Annotated in this window: 21 protein-coding genes; 15 read left to right on the forward strand and 6 right to left on the reverse strand. The window is 73.7% G+C overall.

Annotated features, from left to right (window positions below):
* The first annotated feature begins 33 nt into the window (after positions 1–33).
* Entirely contained in the window at positions 34–1242 is a 1209-nt protein-coding gene (hemW, locus tag ABD340_RS46245) for a radical SAM family heme chaperone HemW (protein ID WP_344598362.1), read from the forward strand.
* 40 nt (positions 1243–1282) lie between these two features.
* On the opposite strand, the gene ABD340_RS46250 is transcribed toward hemW, so the two are convergent.
* Positions 1283–1882 (reverse strand): DUF4870 domain-containing protein, encoded by a 600-nt coding sequence (locus tag ABD340_RS46250; protein ID WP_344598363.1) that lies wholly within the window; start codon positions 1880–1882, stop codon positions 1283–1285.
* A gap of 71 nt (positions 1883–1953) precedes the next feature.
* A complete protein-coding gene (locus ABD340_RS46255; protein ID WP_344598365.1) occupies positions 1954–2823 on the reverse strand; it encodes a DUF3097 domain-containing protein in 870 nt (289 codons plus the stop codon).
* A 138-nt stretch (positions 2824–2961) separates the two neighbouring features.
* Between ABD340_RS46255 and hrcA the strand changes: the two genes are divergently transcribed.
* The 3 genes from hrcA to ABD340_RS46270 all read left to right on the forward strand — a co-directional run bounded on the left by hrcA (position 2962) and on the right by ABD340_RS46270 (position 5962).
* A complete protein-coding gene (hrcA, locus tag ABD340_RS46260) occupies positions 2962–3975 on the forward strand; it encodes a heat-inducible transcriptional repressor HrcA (protein WP_344598367.1) in 1014 nt (337 codons plus the stop codon).
* A complete protein-coding gene (gene dnaJ / locus ABD340_RS46265; RefSeq protein ID WP_344598369.1) occupies positions 3976–5112 on the forward strand; it encodes a molecular chaperone DnaJ in 1137 nt (378 codons plus the stop codon).
* Between the two features lie 118 nt (positions 5113–5230).
* The gene (locus ABD340_RS46270) at positions 5231–5962 is read left to right on the forward strand and encodes a 16S rRNA (uracil(1498)-N(3))-methyltransferase (RefSeq protein ID WP_344598370.1); all 732 of its coding nucleotides are present in this window, start codon (positions 5231–5233) and stop codon (positions 5960–5962) included.
* 39 nt (positions 5963–6001) lie between these two features.
* Here the strand turns inward: ABD340_RS46270 and ABD340_RS46275 are convergent, their stop codons facing one another.
* The gene (locus ABD340_RS46275; protein ID WP_344598372.1) at positions 6002–6691 is read right to left on the reverse strand and encodes a hypothetical protein; all 690 of its coding nucleotides are present in this window, start codon (positions 6689–6691) and stop codon (positions 6002–6004) included.
* Complete coding sequence (locus ABD340_RS46280) at positions 6688–7275, reverse strand: SigE family RNA polymerase sigma factor (RefSeq protein WP_425547554.1); 588 nt, start codon at positions 7273–7275, stop codon at positions 6688–6690. Before ABD340_RS46280 ends, ABD340_RS46275 begins: the two co-directional genes overlap by 4 nt.
* A gap of 317 nt (positions 7276–7592) precedes the next feature.
* Here ABD340_RS46280 and ABD340_RS46285 point away from each other — a divergent pair, with 317 nt between their 5' ends.
* The 5 genes from ABD340_RS46285 to ABD340_RS46305 all read left to right on the forward strand — a co-directional run bounded on the left by ABD340_RS46285 (position 7593) and on the right by ABD340_RS46305 (position 11996).
* Positions 7593–7937, forward strand: coding sequence for a histidine triad nucleotide-binding protein (locus ABD340_RS46285; RefSeq protein WP_344598375.1), 345 nt, complete (start codon positions 7593–7595; stop codon positions 7935–7937).
* 247 nt (positions 7938–8184) lie between these two features.
* Entirely contained in the window at positions 8185–9252 is a 1068-nt protein-coding gene (locus ABD340_RS46290; RefSeq protein WP_344598377.1) for a PhoH family protein, read from the forward strand.
* Between the two features lie 46 nt (positions 9253–9298).
* On the forward strand, positions 9299–9778 hold the full coding sequence (gene ybeY / locus ABD340_RS46295) for an rRNA maturation RNase YbeY (RefSeq protein WP_344598379.1): 480 nt from the start codon (positions 9299–9301) through the stop codon (positions 9776–9778).
* Between the two features lie 73 nt (positions 9779–9851).
* On the forward strand, positions 9852–11159 hold the full coding sequence (locus ABD340_RS46300) for a hemolysin family protein (RefSeq protein ID WP_344598381.1): 1308 nt from the start codon (positions 9852–9854) through the stop codon (positions 11157–11159).
* A gap of 72 nt (positions 11160–11231) precedes the next feature.
* On the forward strand, positions 11232–11996 hold the full coding sequence (locus ABD340_RS46305; protein ID WP_344598383.1) for a hypothetical protein: 765 nt from the start codon (positions 11232–11234) through the stop codon (positions 11994–11996).
* On the opposite strand, the gene ABD340_RS46310 is transcribed toward ABD340_RS46305, so the two are convergent.
* Positions 11989–12315: a cytidine deaminase gene (locus tag ABD340_RS46310; RefSeq protein WP_344598501.1), complete on the reverse strand. Its 327-nt coding sequence runs from the start codon at positions 12313–12315 to the stop codon at positions 11989–11991. The two genes, ABD340_RS46305 and ABD340_RS46310, sit on opposite strands and share 8 nt — an antisense overlap.
* 165 nt (positions 12316–12480) lie before the next feature.
* Here ABD340_RS46310 and ABD340_RS46315 point away from each other — a divergent pair, with 165 nt between their 5' ends.
* From ABD340_RS46315 to era, 3 genes are all read left to right on the forward strand, one after another.
* On the forward strand, positions 12481–14628 hold the full coding sequence (locus tag ABD340_RS46315) for an MMPL family transporter (RefSeq protein WP_344598384.1): 2148 nt from the start codon (positions 12481–12483) through the stop codon (positions 14626–14628).
* A 38-nt stretch (positions 14629–14666) separates the two neighbouring features.
* A complete protein-coding gene (locus ABD340_RS46320) occupies positions 14667–18065 on the forward strand; it encodes an ATP-binding protein (protein WP_344598386.1) in 3399 nt (1132 codons plus the stop codon).
* Between the two features lie 143 nt (positions 18066–18208).
* On the forward strand, positions 18209–19144 hold the full coding sequence (gene era, locus ABD340_RS46325; protein WP_344598388.1) for a GTPase Era: 936 nt from the start codon (positions 18209–18211) through the stop codon (positions 19142–19144).
* Positions 19145–19149: 5 nt separating this feature from the next.
* On the opposite strand, the gene ABD340_RS46330 is transcribed toward era, so the two are convergent.
* Positions 19150–19980, reverse strand: a complete 831-nt coding sequence (locus ABD340_RS46330) for a hypothetical protein (protein ID WP_344598389.1) — start codon at positions 19978–19980, stop codon at positions 19150–19152.
* Positions 19981–20081: 101 nt separating this feature from the next.
* Between ABD340_RS46330 and ABD340_RS46335 the strand changes: the two genes are divergently transcribed.
* The 3 genes from ABD340_RS46335 to leuA all read left to right on the forward strand — a co-directional run bounded on the left by ABD340_RS46335 (position 20082) and on the right by leuA (position 23638).
* Positions 20082–20693, forward strand: coding sequence for a TerB family tellurite resistance protein (locus tag ABD340_RS46335; RefSeq protein WP_344598391.1), 612 nt, complete (start codon positions 20082–20084; stop codon positions 20691–20693).
* A gap of 248 nt (positions 20694–20941) precedes the next feature.
* Positions 20942–21739 carry a dimethylargininase gene (gene ddaH, locus ABD340_RS46340; protein WP_344598393.1) on the forward strand — a complete coding sequence of 266 codons (798 nt, stop codon included), beginning with the start codon at positions 20942–20944 and terminating at the stop codon, positions 21737–21739.
* Between the two features lie 195 nt (positions 21740–21934).
* Positions 21935–23638 carry a 2-isopropylmalate synthase gene (gene leuA / locus ABD340_RS46345; protein ID WP_344598395.1) on the forward strand — a complete coding sequence of 568 codons (1704 nt, stop codon included), beginning with the start codon at positions 21935–21937 and terminating at the stop codon, positions 23636–23638.
* Positions 23639–23834: the final 196 nt, after the last annotated feature.

Below are 23834 nucleotides of genomic sequence, written 5' to 3' on the forward strand. Positions count from 1 at the left end.
AGAGCAGCACTGACGGCGCGGCAGACTTGAAGGGTGCCCTCGACCCTGCCTGACGGTGACCCGGTACCCGCCGACGGCGCGCTGCCCCGCAGCGCCCTGGACGGGCTGGGTGAGCGGCCGTTCGCCTTCTACGTGCACGTTCCGTTCTGTGTGACGCGGTGCGGCTACTGCGACTTCAACACCTACACCGCCACCGAGCTGGGGCCGGGGGCGAGCCGGGACTCCTACGCCGACACGGCCATCGAAGAGGTGAGGCTTGCCCGCCGTGTACTGGGCGAGGTGGACCTGCCCGTGGAGACGGTGTTCGTCGGCGGGGGCACCCCCACGCTGCTGCCGCCTGACGACCTGGGACGCATGCTCGGCGCCATCGACAAGGAGTTCGGCCTTGCGAAGGGGGCCGAGGTCACCACCGAGGCCAACCCGGAGTCGGTGGACGGCCGTTACCTTGCCCGCTTGCGGGAGGTCGGATTCACCCGTGTCTCCTACGGCATGCAAAGCGCGCGCGAGCACATCCTGGCCGTACTGGATCGCACCCACACTCCGGGCCGGATCCCGCAGGTCGTCGATTGGACCCGCAAGGCCGGCTTCGACCACATCAACCTGGACCTCATATACGGCACCCCGGGGGAGAGCAACGACGACTGGAGGGCGTCCCTGGAGGCCGCGTTGGCGGCAGGGCCCGACCACGTGTCGGCATACGCCCTCATCGTGGAAGAAGGGACGCGCCTGGCAGCGCAGGTGCGCCGAGGGGAACTCACCCCGCCCGACGATGACGCGATGGCCGACCGCTATCTCATGGCGGACGAACTGCTGGCCGCCCAAGGTCTGCGCTGGTACGAGATCTCCAACTGGGCCGCGAGCCCCGAAGCCGCCTGCCGCCACAACCTCCTCTACTGGACCGGGGCTGACTGGTGGGGCGTGGGCCCCGGCGCGCACAGCCACGTCGGCGGCACCCGCTGGTGGAACGTCAAGCACCCCGCGGCGTACGCCTCCCGGCTCGCCGAGCAGGTCACGCCCGCGCACGCCCGCGAGGTCCTGGACGACGACGACCGGCACATCGAACGCGTCATGCTGGAGCTGCGGCTCGCCGACGGCTGCCCGGCCGGGCTGTTGGACGACGCGGCGGTGCGGCGGGCGATCGCCGACGGCCTCGTCGAGCCGGGCCCCTTCGAACGGGGCCGCGCCGTCCTGACCCGGCGCGGCCGGCTACTGGCCGACGCGGTCGTCCGCGACCTCACCTGAGCCACGGGAGCCGGCCCCGGGCGACCCGGAGGAGCGGCGGTCACTTGATCATGGGCCAGGCCATGAAGGCCGGAAAGGTGTACCACTCGCCGCGGTTGCCCGCGACCGCGGCCAGGATGAGGAAGACGATCTCCGTCACGGCCAGTGCCAGCGTCGGGATGAGCCAGATTCCCAGCGTCACGAAGATCAGCACGATGTTGACGATCATGTAGACGCCCTGGCTGATCGCGAGGTTGAGGCCCTGGGCGCCGTGGTGGCGCAGGAACGCCGACTCGTCCTTCTTGATCAGGAAGACCAGGAGCGGGGCGATGAACCCCACCAGGAACTGGCCCAGATGACCCATCAGCGCCCAGGTGCGTTCGTCGGGGGTGGTGTACCCGTACCCGTAGCCCGCGGCTCCGTACGGCTGCATCTGGCCGCCGTAACCCTGCGCCGGCCCGTATCCGGGCACCTGCCCGTAGCCCGGTTGCCCGTAGCCCGGTTGCCCGTAGCCCTGCTGTCCCTGACCCTGCTGCCCGTAGCCCGGCTGCCCGTACCCGGGTGGCGGCCCATACCCGGGCTGAGGCTGCCCGTACGGATTCTGGCCCTGGCCTTGCTGCTGCTCCCCGTACCCTGGTTGTTCCGGCGGCCCATACGACATCGCGTGCTCCTCGAGGATTCGCTGGCGTAGGCGAACTGAAGGCGCGGGGGCAGTAGGGCTGGCGTCAGGAGCTAGGGCTCCGGGGTGGTGACGAAGTCGATGAGCTCCTCGACTCGGCCGAGGAGCGAGGGTTCCAGGTCGGTGTAGGTCGTGACGGATCCGAGGATCCGATTCCAGCCCGCACGCACATCCTCCCCCCAACCGAGTGCGCTGAGCACCCCGTCCTTCCAGGATACGCCGCGGGGCACGCGCGGCCAGGCCGCGATTCCGACCGCCGAAGGCTTCACGGCCTCCCAGATGTCGATGAAGGGGTGGCCCGTGATGAGCACATGCGGTGACGAGACCTGTGCGGCGATGCGGCTCTCCTTGGAGCCCTCCACCAGGTGGTCGACCAGCACCCCCAGGCGGCGGCCCGGGCCGGGCCCGAACTCGTCGACGATGGCCGGGAGGTCGTCCACGCCCTCCAGGTACTCCACGACGACGCCCTCCACGCGCAGGTCGTGGCCCCAGATCTTCTCGACGAGCTCGGCGTCGTGGACGCCCTCCACGTAGATGCGGCTCTCCTTGGCGACCTTGGCGCGCAGCCCCCGCACGGCGATCGATCCCGACGCCGAACGCGGCGCCCGCCCCGTCCCGGCGGAGCCGCCGGAGCCGGGCGTGCCGGAGCCGGGAGCGCCGCCGGTACCGGTGGGGCGCACCAGCGTCACCGGCCTGCCGTCGATCAGGAAGCCCGACTTGGTCAGCGGGAACACCCGCCGTTTCCCGAACCGGTCCTCAAGCGTCACGCCGAACTTGTCGCAGCCGATCACGGCGCCGCAGAATCCGCTGTCCGGATCCTCCGCCACCAGCCCGGCCTCGGCGGGGACCTCCGGGATGGTGCCTTTGCGAGGCCGCCGCCAGTCGCCCGCCAGAACGTCGTCGCCGTAGTCCTTGCTCTGCACGTTTGGGCACTCTAACGAGCCCGGACGGCCCCGGCATCCCCGATTGCCGCTCGCCCATCTCCGAATGCGGCTCGCCTGCCCGTACACTTGGCACTCGGAAGTATGGAGTGCCAGTGCGGGGGCAGGGGAGGTGACCACGTGCTCGACGACAGGAAACTCGCGGTCCTGCGGGCCATAGTCGAGGACTACGTGTCCACCAACGAGCCGGTCGGGTCCAAGGCCCTGGTCGAGGGGCACAACCTCGGCGTGTCCTCGGCGACGATCCGCAACGACATGGCGGTGCTGGAGGAGCAGGGGTACATCCACCAGCCGCACACCAGCGCGGGCCGCGTCCCGACCGACAAGGGCTACCGGCTGTTCGTCGACCGGCTGTCCACGATCAAGCCGCTGTCGGGCGCCGAGCGGCGCGCGATCGAGACCTTCCTCAGCGGCGCCTACGACCTCGACGCCGTGGTCGGGCGCACGGTCCGGCTGCTGGCCCAGCTCACCCGGCAGGTGGCGGTGGTCCAGTACCCCTCGCTCACCCGCTCGTCGGTCCGGCACGTGGAACTGGTCCCGGTCGCCGACCACCGGCTGCTGCTCGTCCTGATCACCAATACCGGCCGGGTCGAGCAGCGGGTGATCGAGACGCCGTCCCACCTGTCGGAGGAATCGATCGGGCACCTGCGGGCGTTGCTCAACACGTGCCTGGACGGGTGCGGGCTGGGCGAGGTGCCGAACGCGGTGGCCGACCTGCCGGACCGGGTGCACCCCGAGGACCGGCCGGTCACGGCGGCCGTGCTGTCGGTGCTGCTGGAGACGCTGGTGGAGAAGCACGATGAGAAAATCGTCTTCGCCGGCGCGGCCAACCTCGCGTCGGTGGACTTCTCGCAGGGCTTGCGCGAGGTGCTCGAGGCGCTGGAAGAGCAGGTGGTCCTCATGAGGCTGCTCGGGGAGACGGGCGACTCCTCTACAGTTACGGTGCGGATCGGCACCGAGAACCCCGACGAGGGGCTCCAATCCACATCGGTGGTCGTCGCCGATTACGGGGTCGGCGACATGACCCTGGCCCGGCTGGGAGTGCTCGGGCCGACACGCATGGACTACCCCGGCACGATGGGAGCGGTACGGGCAGTGGCACGCTACGTGGGACAGATCCTGGCGGGGTCGTAAGTGGCCAACGACTACTACGCGACCCTCGGCGTTCGCCGCGACGCCACCCCGGACGAGGTCAAGAAGGCCTACCGCCGGCTGGCCCGCGAGCTCCATCCGGACGTGAACCCGGACCCGGAGACCCAGGAGCGGTTCAAGGAGATCACCCAGGCCTACGAGGTGCTCTCCGACCCGAAGAAGCGCGAGATGTACGACCTGGGCGCCGACCCGTTCGCGCCCGCCGGCGCGGGTGCCGGCGCGGGGGGCTTCGGCGGTGCCGGGTTCCCGTTCAGCGACATCATGGACGCCTTCTTCGGCAGCGCCGCCTCGCGCGGCCCGCGCACCCGCGCCCGCCGCGGCCGCAATGCCACCCTCCGGGTCGAGCTCGACCTTTCCGAGACCGCGTTCGGCACCACCCGGGAGCTGTCCATCGACACCGCGGTGGCCTGCACGACCTGCAGCGGCTCCGGCTGCGCGCCCGGTACCCATCCGGAGACCTGCGACACCTGCCACGGGCGGGGCGAGGTCCAGCAGGTGCAGCGCTCCTTCCTCGGCCAGGTCATGACGGCCCGGCCGTGCCCGCAGTGCGGCGGCTTCGGCAGCGTGATCCGCACCCCGTGCCAGGAGTGCTCGGGGGACGGCCGGGTCCGCACCCGCCGCACCGTCAAGGTCAAGATCCCGGCGGGCGTGGAGAACGGCATCCACATCCAGCTGGCCGGCGAGGGCGAGGTCGGCCCGGGCGGCGGCCCGCCCGGCGACCTGTTCCTGGAGATCGTGGAGAAGCCGCACACGATCTTCGAGCGGGACGGCGACGACCTGCACTGCACGGTCGAGATCCCGATGACGGCCGCGGCGCTGGGCACCAACGTCACGGTCGAGACGCTGGACGGCGCCGAGGAGGTCGACATCAAGCCCGGCACCCAGTCCGGCCAGGTGATCAGGCTGTACGGGCGCGGCGTCCGGCACCTCAACGAGAGCGGCCGCGGCGACCTGCACATCCACGTCAACGTGGAGACCCCGGGCAAGCTCGACGAGGAGCAGGAGGAGCTCCTGCGCCGCCTGGCCGAGTTGCGCGGCGAGGAGCGCCCGCCCGGCAAGTTCGCCCCGGGGCAGCGCAACGTGTTCTCCCGCCTCAGGGACGTCTTCAACCAGCACTGAAGCGATGCCGTGGCGGCCTACAACGAGGGCCGCCACGGGACGCCGCCCCCGCCGCGACGGTGATCGCCGGCGCCGCGGCGGGCGCGACGCGTGTCGGATTCGTCCGGGGGGAGTGGTCATGAGTCCGCCGGTGTTCCTCGCCGAGACGGCGGGGCTCGAGGGCGAGAGGGTCGTCCTGGACGGCCCCGAGGGCCGGCACGCGGCCACCGTGAAGCGGCTGCGGCCAGGGGAGCGCGTCGACCTCACCGACGGCGCGGGCCTGCTGGCCGAGTGCGTCGTCGTGGCGGCCGACCGCGCCGCGCTGACCCTGGACGTGCTGGCCCGGCACCGGCATCCGGTCCCCGAGCCGCGCCTGGTGGTCGTCCAGGCCCTGCCGAAGGGCGAGCGGGGCGAGCTGGCCGTGGAGGCGATGACCGAGGCGGGCGTGGACGAGATCGTCCCGTGGGCGGCGGCCCGCTGCGTCACCCAGTGGCGTCCGGAACGGCGCGGGAAGGCGCTGGGGCGCTGGCGTTCGGCGGCTCGGGAGGCGGCCAAGCAGGCTCGTCGCAGCCGGCTGCCGGAGGTCTCGGACCTCGCCACGACCGCCCTGGTCGCCGAACGGCTGGCGGCCGCCGGCACGGCCCTGGTGCTGCACGAGGAGGCCGCGGGACCGCTGAGCGCGGTGCGGCCGCCGGCCACCGGCGAGATCATCGCGGTGGTCGGGCCGGAGGGCGGGATCACCGCGGACGAGCTGGCCGCGTTCGCCGCGGCGGGCGCCCGCACGGTGCGGCTCGGGCCCACCGTGCTGCGCACGTCGACGGCGGGCGTGGCCGCGCTGTCGGTGCTGATGGCCGCGACGGGCCGCTGGTAGCGCTCCCTGCCGGGCGCCGCCGGGGCCGGCGGCGGAGGATCACTGCGCCGTCGAGCCCTCGGACTGCTGCTGGGTGGTGTCGGGCTGCTCCTCGGTGACCGGCGGGTTGGTCGGGTCGGTCGGGTCCGGGTCGGTCGAGCCGCTGTCCGACGGCGACGGGGTCGGGGACGGCGAGGTCGACGTGCTCGGGCACGGCCCGGGCGACGAACCCCCGCCGGACCCGCCGCTGGGGTCGGGGGTGGGACTGCCGGCGGGCGGCGCCGGGCGGGACGTGCCGCCGGTGCAGGCGGGGGAGCCCGGTGAAGTCGCTGGAGACGGGGTGCCGGCCTTGTTCGGGTCGGCACTCTCGCTCGGGACGCTGGACGCGGGCGGCTGCGCGTTGGGCGGGACGCCCTGCGTGCCGGCGGGGTCGCCGCCGGAAGGGCTGTGCCCGCCCTCGCCGGCGGTGCCGTTGTTGCCCGTCGCCTGGATGAGGGCGATCGTCGGCGGGGCGGCGACGCCGATACCGGCGATCAGGACGGCGGCGGCGACGGCGAGCATGGGCCGGGCCCAGTTCACCGTGAACCAGTCCCGGTCGAACCAGTCCCGGCCGAATTTGCGCTGGGCGCGCTCGTCGATGCGGCTCCGGATCTTGTCCAGGCCGTCGGCCGCCGGGATGACCGTCTCCGCCTCCGCGTGCAGGGCGCGGCGGAGGAGCTCGCCGTGCTCGTCGTGGGGGTCGGTGGTCATGAGAACTGCTCCAGGATGTTGCGTAGCGCGGCCATGCCGCGTGCCGTGTGACTCTTGACGGCACCTCGGGAGATGCCCATGGTCTGGGCGATCTCCGCTTCGGACAGATCGGCGTAGTATCGCAGCACCAGCGCCTCGCGCTGCCGGGTGGGGAGCTTGTGCAGCGCCTGCACCACCGCGGAGCGTTCGAGTTCCCCGATGGCGCCGGCCTCCGCGCTCGGCGCGTCGGGCAGCCCCTTGGGCGCGTACTTCTCGACGACCGCGCGGTGCCGCAGCACCGACCGCGATCGGTTGACCACCGATTGTCGCAGGTAGGACAGGGCCTTGTCGGGATCGCGGAGTCGGCGCCAGCCGCCGTGCATCGCCACGAACGCGTCCTGGACGACCTCTTCGGCCGTTCCGGCGTCGCGCACCAGCATGGCGGCCAGGCGTACCAGCGAGCGGTAGTTGGCACTGTAGAGCGCGGTCACTGCCTGGTCCGCGTCCCAGGCCACGGCCACCGCCCCGGCCGTGCCCCTGGCCACGAGGGTCTCGGTCACGTCAGTGGGACGCGCGCCCTCATCGTCGGGTTTACGAAAGGGCATCTTCTGTCTTGCCTCGGTCACCTATCCGCCGCCTTCACCGACCCCCGGCCGCGTTATCGGACGGTCGGCCCCCGGTGCGCGTGGAGGTACGCGTGGAGGGGCGAACCGACCGGTCGGGAGACGAGGCGCGCTGTGACGAGCCGGGGGTGCGCCTGAGTTGCCAACCTTATCCAGCGGAGGGCCCCGATGGGCCCGAAACCGCCCAGAGGCCGATCGGCGCGGCCCTATTCGCGGCGGGGCCTCACGGGGCGTGGCGGGGCCGTGCCGATAGGATCTCCGGCACTGTGACGGGCGCCGCGAGGGGTGGGAGGAGAGCGATGACGGACTGTCTGTTCTGCAAGATCGTTTCGGGGGAGGTGCCCGCCAAGATCGTCCGGGAGTCGGCGGGGACGGTCTCTTTCCGCGACATCAATCCGCAGGCGCCCACGCACGTGCTGGTCATCCCGCGCGAGCACCATCCGACGGTGGGCGAGCTGGCCGACTCCGACGCCGGGCTGCTGGCCGAGTTGATGCAGGAGGCCCGGCAGGTCGCCGAGGACGACGGCGTCGCCGGCAACGGCTACCGCATCGTGTTCAACACCGGGCCCCAGGCGGGGCAGACCGTGTTCCACGTGCACGCCCACGTCCTTGGCGGCCGTGGCCTCAACTGGCCGCCCGGCTGAAACGGCCCGGGGACGGGAAACGCCAAGAGGCCCGCAGGGGAACGGCCAGGGGAGGGCAGGAGAACGTTTCATCGCGCCGCGGCCCCGGTGCCCCTGGATTCCGCCGTTTCGCGGGTGGCGTACGGGATCGCGCGAGCGGAAATGCGGCGGCGTTCCGGCGTAGGCGGCCAGTACCATTGGAAGGTACACAGGCAGGACACGTCCGGAACGAGAGAAGGCAGGTCGGAGAGGCCGCAAGGCCCGGCTGATGGTCGAATCAACTCACGCGGGACGCGCCGACCGCACGGGCGCGCGGTCCCAGATCAAGATCGTGGTTCCCGACGACCATTCGATGGTGAGCCTGCTGGGCTCCCGGGATGAGTTGCTCCACGTCATCGAGCGCGCGTTCCACAGCGACATCCATGTCCGGGGCAACGAGATCACCGTGACCGGCCCCGAGTCCGAGTCCGAGCTGGTGTCCAGCCTCTTCTCCGAGCTGATCGACCTGCTCAGGAGCGGTACCCAGCTCACCCCCGACGCCGTGGAGCGCAGCGTGGCGATGTTGCGGAACCAGACCGAGGAGCGCCCGGCCGAGGTGCTGACCCTGGACGTGCTGTCCAGCCGGGGCCGCACCATCCGGCCCAAGACGCTCAACCAGAAGCGGTATGTCGACGCGATCGACAAGCACACGATCGTGTTCGGCATCGGGCCGGCCGGCACCGGCAAGACCTACCTGGCCATGGCCAAGGCGGTCAGGGCGCTGCAGGACAAGCAGGTCAACCGCATCATCCTGACCCGGCCCGCGGTCGAGGCGGGAGAGCGGCTGGGCTTCCTGCCCGGCACCCTCTACGAGAAGATCGACCCCTACCTGCGGCCGCTGTACGACGCGCTGCACGACATGGTCGACCCCGACTCGATCCCCCGCCTGATGGCCGCCGGCACCATCGAGGTCGCCCCCCTGGCGTACATGCGGGGACGGACGTTGAACGACTCGTTCATCATCCTCGACGAGGCGCAGAACACCTCGCCCGAGCAGATGAAGATGTTCCTGACCCGGCTGGGGTTCGGCTCCAAGGTCGTGGTGACCGGCGACGTCACCCAGGTCGACCTGCCGGGCGGGACGCAGAGTGGGCTGCGCGTCGTCCAGGACATCCTCGACGGCGTGGGCGACATCCACTTCTGCCGCCTGAGCAGCCACGATGTCGTGCGGCACAAGCTGGTCACCGACATCGTCGACGCCTACAGCCGCTATGACGCCTCCAGGGACGCCGACGTCCCGGCGATCAAGCAGGGCGCGGGCGGCGCGCGCGGCTCGTCCCGCAAGCGGGGCCGTTAGATGGCCGCCGCGGGCGGGTCGTGCCGATGAGCGGGAGGTCGCGCCGATGAGCATCGAGGTGCTGAACGAGTCGGGCGCCGAGGTCGACGAGAAGGGGCTCGCGGCGCTGGCCCGGCACGTCCTGGACGGGATGCGCGTCCATCCGCTGGCCGAGCTGTCGCTGCTGCTGGTCGACGAGGCCGCGATGAGCGAGCTGCACGAGAAGTGGATGGGCGAGCCCGGCCCGACCGACGTGCTGGCCTTCCCGATGGACGAACTGCGCCCGGGCCACATGTCGGGCGGCGCCGACGAGGACGGCGAGCCCGACCCCGGCCTGCTGGGCGATGTGGTGCTGTGCCCGGCCGTCGCCGAGCGGCAGGCCGGGACGGCGGGGCACAGCCGCGCCGCGGAGCTGGAGCTGCTGTGCACGCACGGCATCCTGCACCTGCTCGGGTACGACCACGCCGAGCCGGAGGAGCACAAGGAGATGTTCGGCCTCCAGGCCGACCTCCTCGAGTCCTGGCAGGAGAAACGCGGCCGACGATGAGCACGTTCCGCCGTCCCGCCCCGTCCTCCGCCGTCCGGCGGGCCGTGCGGAGCGTCCCGCGCAGGGAGGCGTCGTGAGCTCGGCGCAGGGGTGGCTGCTGGCCATGGCCGTGGCACTGGTGTGCATGGCGGGGCTGCTGGCGGGCACCGAGGCCGCGCTGGCGCGGGTGTCGCGGGTGCGCGTCGAAGACCTGGTCCGCGAGGGCCGGCGCGGCGCCGACCGGCTGGCCGCGGTGGTGGCCGACCCGGCCCGCTACCTCAACATGGTGCTGCTGCTGCGGATCAGCTGCGAGCTGGTCGCCACCGTGATCGTGGCCGATCTGTGCATCTCCTGGCTGGACGAGACCTGGCGGGCCTACGTCACCGCCGCCGCGATCATGATCGTGGTGAGCTACGTGGTGGTCGGGGTCGGCCCGCGGACCCTGGGCCTGCAGCACGCCGACCGGATCGCGCTGGCCGGCGCCGCGGTGGTCCATCCGGTGACCCGGGTGTTCGGGCCGCTGCCCCGGCTGCTGATCCTGCTCGGCAACGCGCTCACCCCGGGCAAGGGGTTCCGGGAGGGGCCGTTCGCGTCCGAGGCCGAACTGCGCGACCTGGTCGACCTGGCCGAGCAGCGCAGCCTGATCGAGCCGGACGAGCGGGAGATGATCCACTCGGTGTTCGAGCTGGGCGACACGCTGGTCCGCGAGGTGATGGTGCCGCGCACCGACATCGTCTTCATCGAGCGCGGCAAGACGCTCCGGCAGGCGCTGACGCTGGCGCTGCGCAGCGGCTTCTCCCGGATCCCGGTGGTGGGCGAGAACGAGGACGACGTGGTCGGCATCGCCTACCTGAAGGACGTCGTGCGGCGCGGCCACGAGCACCGCGAGGGCGAGTCGGTGGAGACGGTCGAGTCGGTGATGCGCCCGGCGACCTACGTCCCCGACAGCAAGCCGATCGACGAGCTGCTGCGGGAGATGCAGGCCCGGCAGATCCATCTGGCCGTGGTGATCGACGAGTACGGCGGCACCGCCGGGCTGGTCACCATCGAGGACATCCTGGAGGAGATCGTCGGTGAGATAGCCGACGAGTACGACGTGGAGACGCCCCGGGTGGAGTGGCTCGACGACGTCACCGCCCGGGTCACCGCGCGGCTCCCGGTGGAGGACCTGGCCGAGCTGTTCGGCGCGGAGATCGAGGCGGAGGAGGTGGAGACGGTGGGCGGGCTGCTGGCCCACGCGCTCGGCCGCGTCCCGATCGAGGGCTCCACGGCGACGGTGGCGGGGCTGTCCCTGAAGGCCGAGAGCATCGCCGGCCGCCGCAACCGGATCGGCACCGTGCTGGTGCGCCGCCTTCCCGAGCCGTCCGAGCGGGAGACCGAGGCGCAGCAGACCACCGGCTGACGCTCACGCCGCGCGGTTGGTCCGTCGCTTTCCGGGAACGAACGTGCGCGCCGAGGACTTTCGGGGGACGCCATGCCGCGCTTCGTTCACGGGTTCCTGCCCGCGGCGGGGATCGTCCTGGCGGCGGTGGCGGGCTGCGATGGAACGGCCGCGCCGGTGGAGCCGCGCGGCAGGCCGCCGGAACGGCTCGCGGGCGGCGCGACGCGGCTGCCGCCCGCGCCGCTGGCCCAGGTCGTCCTGTCGTCCGCCGACGTGCTCGGGCAAGGGTTCCTGCCCGCGGAGCGGCAGGACGTCTTCACCGGGCTGCGGGCCCGCCGTCCCGCGTGCGCGCGGATGCTGGCGCTCGCCGACGCGAAGACGCTGAAGGGGCTGCGCGCCGCGCCCGCCGGCGGCGGGCGCGGGACGGGTCAGGGGCACGCGGCGTTCTACCGTGCGCAGCCGCCCGCGACCATGGTGGAGCACGTGTTCAGGCTGCCGCCCGGCGACGCGGGCCGGTACGTCGCCCGGGCCTCGGCCGCGGCCGCGGCATGTCCCCGGATCCGGATCGTCCTGGGGCCGCGCGAGGCGGCTCTGCGGCGCGCCCGCCTGCCCCGCCCCGGCGGCCTGCGGGACGCCGTCGGCGTCGCGTTCACCGCCGAGGGCGGGCGCGGGACCGGCCTCACGATGGTGTGGGCGCGGTCCCGCAACGACCTGCTGGTGCTGGCCGTGGCCGGTGAGTCCGCGGCCGGCCGGGCGATGGAGCGGATCGCGGCCGCGGCCGTCCGCAAGCTCAGGTCGTTCCAGGACGAACGGGCCCGCCTCGCCGCCCGTCCCGGCGGGGCCCGCGGGATCAGGTGACGGTGGTCTTGACGTCGCCGTTCGGGGCGACCACCAGGATGGCGGCCGCGGGGCCCAGGTCGCGTACCGCGGACACGTCCGAAGGGCCGGCGGTCTCGCCGGCGGTGACGACCGCGGCGGCCTCCAGGTCCTCGGCTCCGCTGGAGACGGCCATGGCGACCGCCACCTGGAGGGCGGTCAGCTTCAGCGACGGCAGGTCGACGGTCGTGGCCGAGTAGGTGCGGCCCGTCTCGTCGCGGACCGCGGCGCCCTCGGCGGCGCCGGCGCGGGCGCGGGCCGCCCGGGCCAGGGTGATGATCTTGGCGTCCTCGGGGTTCATCTCGCTCACGGGCCAAGCCTAGAGGTCCGCCGTGACCTGCGCCGCACCCGCGCCCGTCCCCGCGCTGACGCCGGTCGCAAGCGGGTGGCAAGCGGCCCCCAAGCGGGGCGGGCGAGGCTCGGTAGGTCAACGCAGAGTCAAAGCAGAACCGTCATGGGGGACCTCATGTCTCGTTTGCTGTACCGCCTGGGGAGGACCGCGGCGCTGCGGCCCTGGCGGTTCATCGTCGCCTGGGTGCTGGTGGTGGCCGCCGTGGGAGGCGTGGCGGGCGTCGCCGGGGGCACGATGCAGGACGACTACACCCTCGCGGGGACCGGCTCGCAGCAGGCCGCCGACCTGCTGGAGGAGCGGTTCCCCGCGCTGTCGGGCGCGGACGCCCGCGTGGTCGTCCACGCGCCGGACGGCGGCCGGCTGGACCCGGCGGGCCTGGCCGGCGCGCGGCAGCGGCTGGGGACGCTGCCGCACGTGAGCGCGGTCGACCCGGCGCTGCCGAGCCGGAACGGCGCGACCGCGCTGATCACGGTGCGGTACGACGTACCGGTCACGGATCTGGCCCCGGACGAGACCCTGGACCACCTGCGCGGGGCCACCCGGGACCTGACGGCGGCGGGGAGCCAGGTGGAGTTCGGCGGGCAGGTGCCGGAGAACGTCACGGCGCCCGGCGGGGTCGCCGAGGCGGTCGGGGTGGTCGCGGCGCTGGTGATCCTGCTGCTGGCGTTCGGCTCGGTGGTGGCGGCGGGGCTGCCGCTGGCGGTGGCGCTGACCGGGTTGGGCGCCGGGGTCTCCGGGATCACGGTCCTGGCCGCGTTCGCGAACGTCGCGACGACGGCCCCGACGCTGGCGATGATGACCGGCCTGGGGGTCGGCATCGACTACGCCCTGTTCATCCTGACCCGGCACCGGGAGGGGCTGGCCGACGGCCTGGACGTCCCGGAGGCGGCCGGCCGCGCGAACGCCACGGCCGGGCTATCAGTGATCTTCGCGGGGTTCACCGTGCTGCTGGCGCTGTGCGGGCTGGTGCTCTCGCGCATCCCGGTGTTCATGACCATGGGCTTCGCCACCGGGATCGTGGTCGCGGCCACCGTGGCGAGCGCGGTGACGCTGCTCCCGGCGGTGCTGGGGCTGGCGGGACGGCGGGTGCTGCGCCGCCGGGACCGGGCCCAGGGCGCGACGATCAAGGCCGAGTCGCCGCGGGTGCGGCGCTGGGCCGAGCATGTGGGGCGCCGCCCGTGGCCGTGGCTGCTGGCCGCGCTCGTCCTGATGCTGACCCTGGCCGCCCCGGCGGCGGGCATGCGGACCTGGCCCAGCGACGCCAGCAGCGAGCCGACGTCCAACACCGTGCGGAAGGCGTACGACCTGGTGGCCGAGGGGTACGGCCCGGGCGCCAACGGGCCGCTGCTGGTCGCGGTGGACCTGCGCCGGTCTCCCGACACCGAGGGGCTGCGGGCGCGGCTGGCCGCGACCCGCGGGATCGTGTCGGTCACGCCCGCGCAGGTGTCGCCCGACCGCGGCGCGGCGGTGCTGGTGGTGACGCCCGCATACGGTCCGCAGGACGAGCGCGTCACCGGGCTGGTCGAGCGGGTGCGCTCCGACGTGCTGCCGCCGGGCTCGGAGATCACCGGGCTGACCGCCGCGTACGTCGACCTCACCCGGATGCTGGACGAACGGCTCTGGCCGGTGATCGGGGCCGTGGTCGCCACCTCGTTCCTCATGCTGCTGATCGTCTTCAGGTCGCTGCTGGCGCCGCTGAAGGCCGCCGCGATGAACCTGCTGTCGATCGGCGCGGCCTACGGCGTCCTGACCGCGGTGTTCCAGTGGGGCTGGGGCGCCGAGCTGCTCGGCCTGCCGCACAGCGTGCCGGTGTCCAGCTTCATCCTGCTGCTGATGTTCGCGGTGCTCTTCGGTGTCTCCATGGACTACGAGGTGTTCCTGCTGTCCAGGGTCCGCGAGGAGTGGCTGCGCACCGGGGACGCCCGCGGCTCGGTGTCGACCGGGCTGGCGGTCACCGGCCGGGTGATCTCCAGCGCGGCGCTGATCATGGTGGCGGTGTTCCTCGGCTTCGCGATGGACCCCGGGCTGGTGATCAAGCAGATGGGCGTCGGGCTGGCGGTCGCGGTCGCGCTGGACGCCACCGTGGTGCGGCTGGTGCTGGTGCCCGCGACGATGGCGCTGCTGGGCCGGGCGAACTGGTGGCTGCCGCGGCCGCTCGACCGGCTGCTGCCCGACCTCGCCCCGCACGGCGCCGACACGATCCCGGCGGCCGCCGGCGGATCGTCCCGGGACGCCGGCGAGCGCCAGCCCAGCGGGGTCTGAGCAAGCTCGCCGGAGGCCCGGTCTAGGCTGGCCGGGAGATGGCGAACGTGCGTGTGCTCGGCAGTTTCGAAGCGTGGGTGGACGGGGGCCCGGCTGATCTCGGCGGCCCCCGCCAGCGCTCGGTGCTGGCCAGGCTGGTGGCGGCGCGCGGCCGGATGGTCCCCGCCGACGGCCTGGTGGCGGACCTGTGGCCTGGGGACGCACCGCCCCGGGCCGTGGCGGGCCTGCAGTCGTTCGTGTCGCATCTGCGGCGCGCGCTGGAGCCGGGGCGCCCGCCCCGCACGCCGGCCCGGGTGCTGGTCACGGCGCCGCCCGGGTACGCGCTGCGGCTGCCGGCGGGCGACGTGGACGCCTGGCGGTTCGACGCCCTGGTCGACGAGGCCGCCGGACGGCTGGACGGCGGCGACCCCGCGGAGGCCCGCCGGTGCGCGGAGGTCGCGCTGGCGGAGTGGCGCGGCCCCGCCTACGCCGAGTTCGCCGACCTGCCGTGGGCCGTGGCGGAGGCGGCCCGGCTGGACGAGCGCCGCCGTCTCGCGACCGAGCGGCGGGCCGAGGCGATGCTGCGGCTGGGGGCGGCGGCCGAGGCCGTGCCCGACCTCGAGGCGTACGCGGCGGGCAACCCGCTGCGGGAGGAGGCGTGGCGGCTGCTCGCGCTCGCCCTGTACCGGGCCGGCCGCCAGGGCGACGCGCTGGCCGCGCTGCGCCGGGCCCGCACCACGCTGGCGGAGGAACTGGGGGTGGACCCGGGCCCGGCGCTGCGCCGCCTGGAGGCCGACATCCTCGCGCAGGCGCCGGAGCTGACCGGAACCGTGCGCCCGCACCTCCGCGTCGCCCCCGACACGCCCCCTCCCGACACCACCTCCGACACGCTCCTCGAGCCTGCGGCCGCGCCGGCCCCGGGCCCGGTCTTCGTCGGGCGGCGGGACGAGCTGGCACGGCTGGCCGCCGCGGCCCGGACCGCCGCGGCGGACGGCCGGTGCGGCCTCGTCCTCGTCGGTGGCGACGCCGGGATGGGCAAGACCGCCCTGGCCGAGCACTTCACCCGCGCCCTGACCGCCGACGGCTGGACCGCCGGCTGGGGCCGCGCCCCCGAGACCGGAGGCGCCCCGGCCGCCTGGCCCTGGGCCGAGCTGCTGCGCGACCTCGCCGCCGCCGCGGCCCCGCCGGACGACCTGGCCGGACGGCTGGCCCCGCTGCTCACCGACGGCGACCCCGCCGCCGGCCCGGTGCCGGGCGCGGGCCGTCAGGACGCCGCGACCGGCCGCTTCCGCCTCCACCTGGCGGTCGGCGACTACCTGGCGGGGCTGGCCGGGCGGGCGCCGCTGCTGGTCGTCCTGGACGACCTGCACTGGGCCGACGAGGAGACCCTCGCGCTGCTGGCCGCCCTCCCGCGCCGCCTGCGCGACCGTCCGGTGCTGCTGGTCGGCACCTTCCGCCGTACCGAGACCCCCGAACGCCTGGCGGACGCCCTCGCCGCCCTCGCCCGGCACGAGCCGCTGCGCCTGGACCTCGGGGGGCTCCCCGCCGCCGACGTCGCCGCGCTGGTCCGCGCCACCTGCGCCACCGAGGTCGGAGACGCGGAGCTGGCCGCGATCGCCGAGCGCACCGGCGGCAACCCGTTCTTCACCCGCGAGACCGCCCGGCTGCTGGACGCCGAGGGCCCGCGCGCCGCCACCAGCCTGGTCCCCGCCGGCGTCGGCGACGTGCTGCGCCGCCGGGTCGCCCGGCTGCCCGAGGGCGCCCGGCGGGTGCTGCGGTACGCCGCGGTCGTCGGCCGCGACGCCGACCTGGGCGTCCTCACCGACGTGTGCGGCGACGAGGACGCGGTCATCGACGCGCTGGAGGCCGGGCTGTCGGCCGGCCTGCTGACCGAGCCGCGGCCGGGCCGGGTCCGCTTCGCCCACGTCCTGGTCCGCGACACCCTCTACACCGGGCTGTCCGGCGCCCGCCGCGCCCGCCTGCACGGCCGGGTCGGCGAGGCGCTGGAACGCCGCCACCCCGGCGAGATCGCCGCCATCGCCCACCACCACCTCGAGCACCTGGAGGCGGGCGGCGCCGACCCGGCCCGGGCCGTCCGGTACACCCGCCTGGCGGCGGAGGCGGCCGAGGCCAGGTTCGCGCACCGCGCCGCCGCCGACCTGTGGGGGCGCGCCGCCGACGCGCTGCGCGCCCGGGGCGACGGCGCCGTCCGCGACCGGCTGGTGCTGGAGGAGCGCGCGATCCGTTCCGCGGCGCTGGCAGGCGACGTCGTCGAGGCCCGGGAGCGCAGGCGCTCGGCGCTGAGCGCCGCCCGTTCCACCGGCGACGCCGACCTGCTCGCCCGGGTCATCGTCAGCTTCGACGTGCCGACGCTGTGGATCAGCCGCGAGTACGCCACCTTCGACCGGGACATCATCGACGCGGCCGAAGAGGCTCTGCGGGGCGTCGACGACCCAGAACTGCGGGCGCGGCTGCTCACCAGCCTCGCGATCGAGCTGGAGGGCGAGGGGGACGAGCGGGGCGTCTCGGCGGCGGCGGAGGCGATGCGGATCGCCCGCCGGCTCGGCCGTCCCGAGCTGCTGGCCGTCGCGATCAACGGCTGCCACCTCAGCGCCTACCGGAGCGCCGACGGGTACGCCGCGCGCCGCGCGCTGGCCGCCGAGCTGCTCGACCTCGCCACCGAGCACGACCTGGACCTGTACCGGGTGCTGGCCCATCTCCAGCTCCAGCAGGCCGGCATCGCCGCACTGGATCTGCCCGCCGCCCGGCGGCACCGCTCGGCCGCGACCCGGCTGGCCGAGCGGTTCGGGCTGCCGCTGCTCGGCATGATGGCCGGCTGGCTGGACGCCCTCGGACCGGCCCTCGCCGGCCGGTTCGAGGAGGCCGAGCGCGCCTACCGGGAGATCGCCGAGGCCTGCGCCGAGTCCGGCATGTGGAACAGCGAGAACGCGCTGGCCTTCGCCGGGGTCTTCAGTGTGCGGCTCGCCCAGGGCCGCGAGGCGGAGCTGGTGGAGGAGGCCAGGTGGCTGTGGGAGCGCTGGCCGCACGTCGGTGCGCCCGCCGACGTCTACGCGCTCACGCTGGCCGCCGCGGGCCGTGCCGACGAGGCCCGGCGCGTGGTGGAGGACGTCCCCCCGCCACGGTACGACTTCTTCTTCGACCTCTTCCTGAGCCTGCAGGGGCGCCGCGCGATCGTCCTGGACCAGCGTCCGGTGGCCGCCGAGGCGTACGAGGGGCTGCTGCCGTACCGGGACCAGATGGCCGGGGGCGGCAGCGCCGTGGTCACGCTCGGCCCGGTCGCGCAGATCCTCGGCGACCTGGCCGCCTTCCTGGATCGTCCGGCCGACGCCGCCGGGCACTACCGCCACTCGGCCGAGGTCGCCGAACGCATCGGCACCCCGTACTGGGCGGGCGTGGCCCGCGAATCGCTGCGGGCCTTGGGGACGCCCGCAGCATGACCGAGCGAAGCGAGGGCATGATTGCGGTTTTTGTCGGGGGTGTGGGGGTCGTCCCCCCACTGGGGTGCGGCTTGACCCCACTGGGCTGGGGGTGCGGCGTTCGATGGACGATTCGTTCCGCCGGGTAGGCGACAATTGACAGCGTGACGACGCTGGGAGAGACGACGGCCGCGGGCCACCGATCGGGATTCGCCTGTTTCATCGGGCGGCCCAACGTGGGCAAGTCAACGCTGATGAACGCCCTGGTGGGGACCAAAGTGGCGATCACCAGCAGCCGGCCGCAGACCACCCGGCGGGCGATCCGCGGGATCGTGCACCGCCCGGACGCGCAGCTGGTCGTCGTCGACACCCCCGGCCTGCACAAGCCGCGCACGCTGCTGGGGGAGCGGCTGGACAGCCTGGTGCGCTCCACCCTCACCGAGGTCGACGTGATCGGATTCTGCGTGCCGGCCGACCAGGCGGTGGGGCCCGGCGACCGGTTCATCGCCCGCGAGCTGGCCAACGTGAAGAAGACCCCGGTGGTCGCGATCGTCACCAAGACCGACCTGGTGCCGCCGCGGCGGGTCGCCGAGCAGCTGACCGCCGTGGCGGAGCTGGGTGAGGCCGCCGGCGTCGGGTTCGCCGACATCGTGCCGTGCTCGGGCCAGGGCGGCTTCCAGGTCGACCTGGTCGGCGACCTGCTGATCCGGCGGCTGCCGGAGGGCCCGGCGCTCTACCCCGAGGGCGATCTGACCGACGAGCCCGAGCAGGTGCTGGTCGGCGAGCTGATCCGGGAGGCCGCGCTGGAGGGCGTGCGCGACGAGCTGCCGCACTCGATCGCCGTGGTCGTGGACGAGATGGCGCCGCGCGAGGGCCGCGACGACCTCATCGACGTGTACGCGCACCTGTTCGTCGAGCGGCCCAGCCAGAAGGCGATCGTCATCGGCACGAAGGGCGCCCGGCTGCGCGAGGTCGGCACTCAGGCCCGCACGCACATCGAGGCGCTCCTGGGCACCAAGGTCTACCTCGATCTGCGGATCAAGGTGGCCAAGGACTGGCAGCGCGACCCCAAGCAGCTCCGCAGGCTCGGCTTCGACTGACCGGATCAGTCGGGCTTCTGCCAGGGGCCCTCGTGCTCGGCGGGTTGGTCCGCCTGCTGGGTCTGCACCGGTTCGGCCTGGACGGGCGGCGTCCCTTGGACGGGTCGAGTCTGAGGAGGCTGTGCCCAGTCGGTGTCCGGGCCCTGGGGCGGAGCGTCCTGTTGCGGGACGTACTGCGGCGGCGGGTACGGGGACCGTCGCGCGGCCCGCGCGGTGCCGATCCGCAGTGCGATGGACGGGGCCATGCTGAACCCGACGACCAGCAGTGACATCGCCACCGCCAGGTACCAGCCGGTCACCACCGCCACCTCGTACCCGACCGACAGCTCCTGCGCCGCCAGCCGGTCCTTCAGGCCGTCCAGACGGAGCACGAACAGGGCGCAGACCAGGAGGGACAGCAGGCCGGGGACGGCGGCGAGCGCGCAGGCGCGGGCGTCGCGGCCGACGAGCCCCCAGAACGCCAGGCCGATCGAGACCATCGCCAGCACCGGGACGGCGGCCACCACCGTGTCGGCCTCGATCCCGACCACGCTGCCCAGTTCGCGGGTGAGGGTGCGGCCGAAGACGTCGACCACGATCCGCGCCTCCGCCCAGGGCAGGAACGCCGAGACCAGCAGCAGTGTCCCGGAGATGACGACCGCGACGTTCCAGAGGCTGCCCTGGGCGGCCGGGTCGTACGGGGGCGGGTAGGCGGGGTGGAAGCGCGGCTCGTGGCCGTCCGCGGGCGGCAGGAACGCCGGCCGCGCCGCCTCGGACGGCGGGCCCGCCGGGCGCGGCTCCGCGGGCGGGTCCGGGGAGCGCGCGGCTCCCTCGCCGGAATCCTGGTCACCAACCATGAACCCAGCGTAAGGGGACGGAACGCGGGCGCGCGGCCGGGCACGGCGGCGGCGATCGATCGGTAGGTTGGAGCGAAGCCCGTTTTGGGAGGGGAGTCCCGGTGTTCCTGATCTTCGGCCTGTCGGTGTTCTTCCGCACGGTCGGCGAGGGCACGTTCCACTGCCCGCGCTGCGGCGGAGACCGTGCCTACCGGCAACGGGTCGGGTGGCGCTGCTTCACGCTGTTCTTCCTGCCGGTGCTCCCGCTCGGCAAGGTGGGCGAGGTCGTCGAGTGCCGCACCTGCAAGACCCGCTACGACGTGAGCGCGCTCCGCGCGCCGACCGCCGGGCAGCTGGCCGCGGCCCTGCCGGCGGGGATGCGGGCCACCGCCGCGCTGGTGCTGCGCGCGGGCGGCGCCGGGCATCCGGCGGCGCGGGCGCGGGCGGTCGAGGCCGTCCAGGGGTACGGCGAGGCCCGGTACGGCGACGCGGACGTCGAGACCGACCTGCGGCTGGCCGAGCCGTTCCTGGAGCAGGAGGTCACCCGGGCGGGCGCCCAGTTGGCGATGGAGGCCAAGGAGTGGTTCCTGGCGCAGGCGGCCCGCATCGCGCTGGCCGACGGGCCGCTCAGCGACGTCGAGCGCAACGTCCTGCACCGGATCGCGGACCTGCTGGGCATGTCCCGCGCGCACGCCCTCGGTGTGATCGTCACCACGGAGGGCGCGGCGCGCTGAGGGGGTGTTTCATAAGTCTCGTTCGTAGCGAGCGGCGTTCAGGTGCGTGCATCGCAAGGCGGAGGAGGGAGTCAGCCCGGGTTTGGCTGTCGACCGACGACAACGCGGCGAGGTGCGTGCCTGGGCGTCGCGCAGCAGGACAGCAGGCTTATGAAACACCCCCTGAGCCGCGGGACGGGTTGCGGGACGCGCCCGCGCGGCACCAGAGTGGCGGTGGACGGACGGCCCCTGCTGAGCGGAGCCTTGTGATGGGCGAGTGGACCGGGGAGCCCGCGCGGCCGCCGGAGGCCGGAACGGCGCTGGTGCGGCGGCCGGGGCCGCGGCTGGCGGACGGCATCGTCACCCACATCGAGCGCCGGCCGGTCGACACCGCGCTCGCCGCGCGGCAGCACGAGGCGTACGTGGCCGCGCTGCGCGAGGCGGGCTGGCGGGTCCGGGAGGTGCCCCCGGCCGACCGCTGCCCGGACGCGGTGTTCGTCGAGGACGCCCTGGTGGTCGCGGGCGACACGGCGATCATGGGCCGGTCCGGCGAGCTCCGGCGGCGCGCCGAGCTGGAGGGCGCCGAACAGGCGGCGCTCGACCTCGGGCTGCGGGTGTCGTGGATCAAGGAGCCCGGCACGCTGGACGGCGGCGACGTGCTCCAGGCCGGCGACACCGTGTACGTCGGGCGCGGGGCGCGCACCAACGAGGAGGGCGTCTGCCAGCTCGCCGGCCTGCTGGGCGGGCGGCGGGTCGTTCCGGTCGCGACGCGCGGGACGCTGCATCTGAAGTCGGCGATGGCCGCGCTGCCGGACGGTTCGCTGATCGGGCTGCCCGAGCACCTCGACACCGCCGTACTGCCGTGCCTGCGCGTGGTGCCCGAGCCGTCGGGCGCGCACGTGCTGCCGCTGGGGGCCGACCGCCTGCTGATGGCCGCGTCCGCGCCGCGCACGGCCGAGCTGCTCTCGGCCGACGGCTGGCGGGTCACGGTGGTCGACATCAGCGAGTTCGAGGCCCTGGAAGGCTGCGTCACCTGCCTTTCCGTGCTCGTCCCGGGCGTCGCCTGAACGGCCGCGGCCCGTCTCGAATGGCGGGACCCGGTTACCGAAACACGGCCGTTATCTGTTAGCTTTACGGACGTGTTGCGTGAGCTGCTCCTCCTTAGCGGCCGCAGCGGGGGCCTGTAACAGGCTGGCTCCCCCGTTGCGGGAGTTCGGCGTGGACGTCGGCCGCCAGGATCGAGCAGAGGGAACCCCTTCCAGATGTATCCGCAACAGAATCCTTCGGGCATGCCCTTCGAGCGCTATCGCCCGTTCGCTCCCATCGCCCTGACCGACCGCACCTGGCCGGACAAGGTGATCACCGAGGCGCCGCGCTGGTGCGCGGTGGACCTGCGGGACGGCAACCAGGCGCTGATCGACCCGATGGACGCGCACCGCAAGCTGAAGATGTTCGAGCTGCTGGTGCGGATGGGCTACAAGGAGATCGAGGTCGGCTTCCCGGCCGCCAGCCAGACCGACTTCGACTTCGTCCGGCAGATCATCGAGGACGGCCTGATCCCCGACGACGTGGTGATCCAGGTACTGACCCAGGCCCGCCCGGAGCTGATCGAGCGGACCTTCGAGGCGGTGCGCGGCGCCGGCCGGGCGATCGTCCACCTGTACAACTCCACCAGCACGCTGCAGCGCCGGGTGGTGTTCGGGCAGGACCGCGACGGGATCACCGCGATCGCGGTCGAGGGCGCGAAGCTGTGCGCCAAGCTGGCCGAGGACATGGGCGACACCGAGATCCACTTCCAGTACTCGCCGGAGTCGTTCACCGGCACCGAGCTGGAGTACGCGGTCGAGGTCTGCAACGCCGTCAACGACGTGTGGAAGCCGACGCCGGACCGGAAGGTCATCGTCAACCTGCCGGCCACCGTCGAGATGGCCACGCCGAACGTGTACGCCGACCAGATCGAGTGGATGAACCGCAACCTGGCCTACCGGGACTCGGTGATCCTCTCCCTGCACCCGCACAACGACCGCGGTACCGCGGTGGCCGCCGCCGAGCTGGGCTACCTGGCCGGCGCCGACCGGATCGAGGGCTGCCTGTTCGGCAACGGCGAGCGCACCGGCAACGTCTGCCTGGTCACGCTGGGGCTGAACCTGTTCACGCAGGGCGTGGACCCGCAGATCGACTTCTCCGACATCGACGGGATCCGCCGCACCGTCGAGTACTGCAACCAGCTGCCGGTGCACGAGCGGCACCCCTACGGCGGCGACCTGGTCTACACCGCGTTCTCCGGCTCCCACCAGGACGCGATCAACAAGGGCTTCGAGCACCTGGCACGGGACGCCGAGGCCGCCGGGACGCCGGTGGACGACTTCCGCTGGGAGGTCCCGTACCTGCCGATCGACCCCAAGGACGTGGGCCGCACCTACGAGGCGGTCATCCGGGTCAACAGCCAGTCCGGCAAGGGCGGCGTCGCGTACGTGATGAAGACCGAGCACTCGCTGGAGCTGCCGCGGCGGCTGCAGATCGAGTTCTCCCGGGTGGTGCAGGAGCACACCGACTCCGCGGGCGGCGAGGTCACCCCGGAGCGGATGTGGGAGATCTTCGAGGGCGAGTTCCTGGCCAACGGCCCCCGGGTGGGGCTGCTGGCGCACCGCACGACCTCCCAGGTGGACGAGAAGGACGTGCTCGGCTGCGACGTCCGGATCGACGGGGAGATCCGCGAGATCGAGGGCGTGGGCAACGGGCCGGTGTCGGCGTTCGAGTCGGCCCTGGCCACGGTCGGGATCCACGTGCGGGTGCTCGACTACGCCGAGCACGCGATGAGCGCCGGCGGTGACGCCCGCGCCGCCGCCTACGTGGAGTGCGACGTGGACGGCACCTCGGTCTGGGGTGTGGGCATCGACGGCAACATCGTCACCGCCTCGCTGAAGGCCATCCTGTCGGCGGTCAACCGCGTCGCCCGCGGCTGAGCGGCCGCTCCCGCCGGGTCCGCCCGGCCCTTTCGAGACTTCCGCCCGCGCCCGCGCGGGGGCGCGGGCGGAAATCCAGACCCGGTCACGCCGGTGTGATCCAGGCGCGTGACCGGTGCCGGGCCCCGGGCCGTGACGATCTCACGGCCGGGGCCCGTCGCGTCGCACCTCACCGGGGCAGTGCGTCGAAGCAGGG

Origin of the sequence: Actinomadura vinacea (assembly GCF_039532545.1) — a bacterium.
In the GTDB taxonomy this organism is placed as follows: Bacteria; Actinomycetota; Actinomycetes; order Streptosporangiales; family Streptosporangiaceae; genus Spirillospora; species Spirillospora vinacea.